5 protein-coding genes are annotated in these 5,369 nt (G+C 33.4%); all 5 read right to left on the bottom strand.

The window, feature by feature from the left end:
* Positions 1-199 precede the first annotated feature (199 nt).
* The gene (locus tag FVF61_RS07440) at positions 200-634 is read right to left on the bottom strand and encodes a DoxX family protein (RefSeq protein ID WP_148454918.1); all 435 of its coding nucleotides are present in this window, start codon (positions 632-634) and stop codon (positions 200-202) included.
* Positions 635-869: 235 nt separating this feature from the next.
* Complete coding sequence (locus FVF61_RS07435) at positions 870-2,447, bottom strand: T9SS type A sorting domain-containing protein (protein WP_148454916.1); 1,578 nt, start codon at positions 2,445-2,447, stop codon at positions 870-872.
* A 153-nt stretch (positions 2,448-2,600) separates the two neighbouring features.
* Positions 2,601-3,404: a S1 family peptidase gene (locus tag FVF61_RS07430; RefSeq protein ID WP_148454914.1), complete on the bottom strand. Its 804-nt coding sequence runs from the start codon at positions 3,402-3,404 to the stop codon at positions 2,601-2,603.
* Between the two features lie 198 nt (positions 3,405-3,602).
* Positions 3,603-4,652 carry a DUF6090 family protein gene (locus FVF61_RS07425; protein ID WP_148454912.1) on the bottom strand — a complete coding sequence of 350 codons (1,050 nt, stop codon included), beginning with the start codon at positions 4,650-4,652 and terminating at the stop codon, positions 3,603-3,605.
* Between the two features lie 164 nt (positions 4,653-4,816).
* The gene (locus FVF61_RS07420) at positions 4,817-5,185 is read right to left on the bottom strand and encodes a hypothetical protein (RefSeq protein ID WP_148454911.1); all 369 of its coding nucleotides are present in this window, start codon (positions 5,183-5,185) and stop codon (positions 4,817-4,819) included.
* Positions 5,186-5,369: the final 184 nt, after the last annotated feature.

Genomic DNA, 5,369 nt, shown 5'->3' with positions numbered 1-5,369 from the left:
ATTGGTTAGTGGTTGGTTATAATGAAGCACAACGTGTTTGTGTATGATTAGTGGCGTGTTTAAGCACCTAATTTAGCAAATAAAAACCGAATAGACACGAGCATAGCGAACTGTGCTAAGCAAAAATCCGCGAGGATTTTCGTAAGTAGGCTTGCACTAGCAATTACTTATAGCCATTGTTGTGCATAGTGTTTTTATATTATTCCGTTTTTTGTTTGTTAATCAAATTATCCAATTCCCAATGTTTTTCTTTCATCAAACTCAATGCAAAAGCTGCGGCAGAAGCACTAAAAACAGAATAGTCGAACGGTGCTTTTATTCCGATTGAGAAGGTCATTGATAAAGCGAAAATTAGCATTAAAATTCCGCTCAATTTTGCGAATAGTTCTGTTTTAAATCCTATTAGCAGACAAATTGCAAAAATAATTTCTGCTACTGTAGCCAAAACTCCAATTGCTGGAATTATAGATGCTGGAAACCAAGGATTTATTGTTGCTGTATATTGAATAAAGTTGTCCCAATTTCCCCAAGCAGAAACGTCCTTGCTCCAATATCCAAACCTGTCCGCTGTTGCCGACAGAAATCCGATTGCTATTGCAAATCGCAAAAAGAGTTTGATTAATTTTTTGTTCATTTTTTTTTTGTGTTTAAATTCTTTTTTCCACGTTATTTTCTTTATTGATTTTGTCTTTTTCCGACATTATGCACAACGTTTATGTGTAAGGAACGTTGCGTGTTTGCGTGCGAGGATTTTCCGAAGGAAAATCAGAAGCTAGCATACAAAGCAACGACCAATCGATTTAACTAAAATAAGCAATGTTTTTTAACTCAGTTCTTTGTTACCATACGTTGATTCTTATCAAATAAGATTATTCTTTAATAAGTTTAACTGTATGAACGTTCTTACCATTTACTATTTTGCAAAAATATAATCCACTTTGAAAATCAGATAAATCAAGTGTTATTCTATTAATAGTATGATTTAATTCATTTTTAGGAACTTCGTAAACAACTTTTCCTAATTCGTCGTATATAATTACATTGGTAATATCTTTATGGATGAATTCTAAAATTGCCCAAGAAGATACTGGATTTGGATAAATTTCCAACTTCTCATTTTGTAAATTGTCAGGTATTGAAAGTGGAATACTATTACCAAATTTAACAACAGTATTTGTGTTTTCAATTTGAACATAAATGTTTTCGTCTATATCTGTCTTTACAGACATCGGTTTTGTTCCCTGCGTTTCGTATAGAGTGTTCCATTCATAGCCATTTAAATCTGAAAAAGCATACAGGAACATTGAACTTGGTGAACCACCATTGTTGTCACTTCTGCCAGCCACATAGTAATTTCCGTTGGATGTTGCTTTAATGTCATAAACCCAATTATTGATTTGTGGTAAATCATTTAAACTGCTATTAATTATGGATGCATCCGCAGTAGAAACTTGAGCAACAAGTATTTTTCCTGTTCCTGAAGTTGTCCAATTTGTACCTGTAATAACAATATTTCCATTAGGAAGTAAAGCCATTCTGCCAGAAGTTGCAGCTACTTGTATATCAAAAGGTTCAGAATATAAAACTGTACCAGATGGATTATATTTGGTGAGTTCAATGACATTATAAGCTGAACCAAAATTTTGGCATAAAGTGTAGGTGTTACCTGAATCATCAAGCAAAACATCAGTTGCCCAAGTTTGATTAGGAATAGTATTGGTAGAAGCCCAAACAAAATTTCCGTTTTGGTCCCAAACTGCAACTTTGTTATCAGTACCAGTAACTGTTGTTGTTCCTACCAGAACTACTTTACCATTATTGTAGTCCATTCCTCTTAATCCGTGGACATTAGAAAAATTATGTAAACGTTCCCACAACAAATTAGCATCATTATCAAATTTAAGAAGCACAAAACCAGCACCTGATTGTGTGTCAGTAGCTCCAGCAGTTGCTATATAGAGATTTCCGTTTTCATCTAAAACAGATTCGTTTCTGCGACCAAGGTTCGTGTTACCATCTCTATTGAAGATACCTGTTATAGTTGTATTTTGTAACAATGTACCGTTTGAAGAGTATTTAATTACTTTTATAGCATTAGGTATTTCATTTTGGTTTGAAAGTGTAAACCTATATCCTACTATAAAAATATCTTTATTGTTGTCAGTTCCTACCCAAGTTGCTGAATGATAGTTATTACTAACGCTAGTGCTAATTGAATCTTTCCAAACGAGATTTCCTTGAGGTGAATGTTTTTGAACGTATAAGTATTCATTATAAGCTCCAACATTTAGACCGTTAGCGACAGAAATAATGTCGTTATCAGAATCAACGGTTAATGCTTTGCCCAGTGTTAAATAATTAGGATAGATATTTTCCCATTCTACGTTTTGAGAGAATGATAAACAATAGCTAAAAGCTGTAATTATAATAAATAATAGATTTTTCATATTTCCATTTATTTAATGTTATATGTGTAAAAGTATTATTTAATTCATTTTGAAAAAATGATAAAAGTCATCAAAATTCAATAATGTTGAAGAGTATTGAAATGTATGGTAACGGTTTTGTATATGAGCCGTTTCAATGGCTTATATACATTGTTAGCGGTTTTTAATATAATTATTTATCCAGTCAATATAGCTGGAAACTCTAGTTTGATACGCTGTCGTCCCATACAATCCGGCCTTAAAATCTGAAAGGTCTCCATCCCAATATTGCCAGCTAGATAATCCCGCTAAATACGGCTTTTTGTTTACATAGATTATTGAAGGACCTCCACTATCGCCTGATCCATGCATGCCTTCTAACTCAATAGCATTTTGGGGAGGATCAAACACATAAGTAAGCCAATTTTCATCTGATCCAGTAACAACATTCCTACAGAATCTTAAAGTTTGATTAGCCCTAGTATCTTGCTGCTCACCAGTTAACCCATTTCCCGTAGCTCCTTTGCCATAGATTTCAATGATTTGATCCTTTTCATTTCTGTTGGTGTACAGTTCTATTGGATTAGAATTCTTGACAGGCTCACTGAGCTTGATAAGCGCAATATCACTTCTGCTATAAAGGAATTTCATAAAAGGTTTACTATCCCCGCTTAAATAGGCCTCGGGAATATCCTTTACGTAATTAGGATGTATAATAACCTCTTGTATAACATATTCTGATCCGTTGATGGTTAACTTTTTATTACGGTAATCATAAAATATGGTATGAGCAACAGTTAAAATCCATTGTTCTGAAATCAACACTCCATGGCCTTCATGCGGTAAATCGATCATGAAACCAGGTGCATTTTCCTCTACTATATAGTCTGATTCTGATACATCATGCCTTTGGATGATAGGATTTGGTTGCACCAAAATTGGGATTAAAAAGCAAATAAAAACAAGTATAATTTTCATTCTTTTCTTTGAGTTAATTTTGTTATGATTACCGCTAACGGTTTTGTATATGATACGTTGCGTGTTTAAGCACTAAAGTTAGCAAATACAAACCGAATAAAAAATCCTCGCGGATTTTGCTTCGCCAGTTCGCACTTTGTGCTCGTGTCAGAAGTAGACAAGAACAAGCAATTACTTATAGCCATTGTTGTGCTTTCGTTATTTTTGTTCAATTTTGTATTCCATTTTTTCAAAATTGACGGTGATAAAATATTCTCCAGAAGTTACATCAATAGGTTCTCCCCAAAATTTTAATTCTCCAAGCTTTCCACCTGAACCTCCCCAACTAAAGTAGTGAGCATAAGTTGACTTAAATTTAATGTTACCATTTATTAATTTCATTTTAGCTGTCCATATACCCTCATTAGCATTGGTTAAATTCATTGGCTGACTATTTTCTCCATTTATGGCCGTGCCTTCAATTATAATCCCGTCATATTTCAATTCTAAATTATCATCATATCTCAACAACATTTCCCTCACAGCTTCACTTTCTGCTTTGCGAAATTTTAAAATTCCCAAAATCCGTTTTATTCTATGTTCGGTTGACTGCAAAGCCGATTGGAATTCGTTTGAGTACTTTAGGCTGTCAATTTTGTTAATTGCATATTCTGAAAGGATTGTATATTCTCCTTCTTTTGCCATTTTTATGCTGGTGCCAACTTGCCCTGTGGAAATAGGCATCTGATTTCTTTTAAAAATAGGCTCAAAATATTTTTCTTTAAGATTCATAAAATCATGATCTAATGCATCATATAATGCAATAAAAAACTGGTTCAAATGAAATACCAAAGAGCTTTTGGCTTTATCATTGGGGTCAAACTCAATTTTACTTAAGAAGTCATCAAAATTTAAAAGCCTTGTTCCTGTTCCTGACATCCAATCCAAGAAATGAGCGTTTCGAAGTATTTCGAAATTAGAAAAAGAATCTATGTTAGATTGCATTGCTTTACAAAGTTCCAATTGTTCTTCAACTACTGAAATATCCCAGGTGTCAACTTCTTTTGCGGCATGCAAGTGTGTGTAGATTTGTTCGATTGCTGTTTTAAATTCTTTATCAGCCTGTTTTTTTTGATTCCAATTATTGATTTGTAGTGCAATCAATATCCCAATAACTACAAGCACAATTTCCCCAATAGCATATTTCAGATATTTTCCAATCTTTCCTTCTGAAAGTAATGTTTGTCTTAATTTTCTAAAGAATTTCATAATTCTCTTGGTTAGTCATAATGAAGCACAACGTGTTTGTATATGGTTTGTTGCGTGGCTTAGCACGTAATTTAGCAAATAAAAACCGAATAGAAAATCCGCGAGGATTTTCCGAGTAGGCTAGAACCAAGCAATTATTTTTACACGGTGTTGTAACCCGTTTTTTATCTTATTTTTATTAATTCACTATCATCAAATCCAGTCGTAATGGCTTTAGCATTCTTTATCAATGTTGTGTTTAAACTACCGTCATTTTCTAATTCAGTCAGCGCATTTTTGCAAAGGTCAAGAATTGTTTCCCACGATTCGTTTTGAATTTTATCCGGTAATCTTAAATATCTATATGGTTTAGAAGGCGGTTCTAAACAAGCCCAATCATCATCTTCCTCTGAATATTCAAAAGCACCAACGAAATACATCATAAATCCTTGGTCACTTTCCATTAGACCTAAATTAAAAGCAATTACAAAATCTGGAGGAATTCCATCTTGCTTTTCAATATTATTAAGCCAATCGACTATTTCTTTTTTCATACGAGGTATTTCTTAAATGGGTTACAACGTGTTTGTATATGGTTTGTTGCGTGTTTAAGCAACTAATTTAGCAAATACAAACCGAATAGAAAATCCGCGAGGATTTTCGTAAGTAGGCGAGTACTAGCAATGAATTATACACGTCTTAAGTTTACAATTCATTAAATTTATTAGATAATCAGAA

This window comes from Xanthomarina maritima, from assembly GCF_008084905.1.
Classification (GTDB): Bacteria; Bacteroidota; Bacteroidia; order Flavobacteriales; family Flavobacteriaceae; genus Xanthomarina; species Xanthomarina maritima.
This window is presented reverse-complemented; position numbering and strand designations above follow the sequence as displayed.

Excerpts from the sequence above, each read along its gene's own strand:
- FVF61_RS07425 (WP_148454912.1), bottom strand. The coding sequence starts at position 4,652 with ATGAAATTCTTTAGAAAATTAAGACAAACATTACTTTCAGAAGGAAAG.
- FVF61_RS07430 (WP_148454914.1), bottom strand. The coding sequence starts at position 3,404 with ATGAAAATTATACTTGTTTTTATTTGCTTTTTAATCCCAATTTTGGTG.
- FVF61_RS07435 (WP_148454916.1), bottom strand. The coding sequence starts at position 2,447 with ATGAAAAATCTATTATTTATTATAATTACAGCTTTTAGCTATTGTTTA.
- FVF61_RS07440 (WP_148454918.1), bottom strand. The coding sequence starts at position 634 with ATGAACAAAAAATTAATCAAACTCTTTTTGCGATTTGCAATAGCAATC.
- FVF61_RS07420 (WP_148454911.1), bottom strand. The coding sequence starts at position 5,185 with ATGAAAAAAGAAATAGTCGATTGGCTTAATAATATTGAAAAGCAAGAT.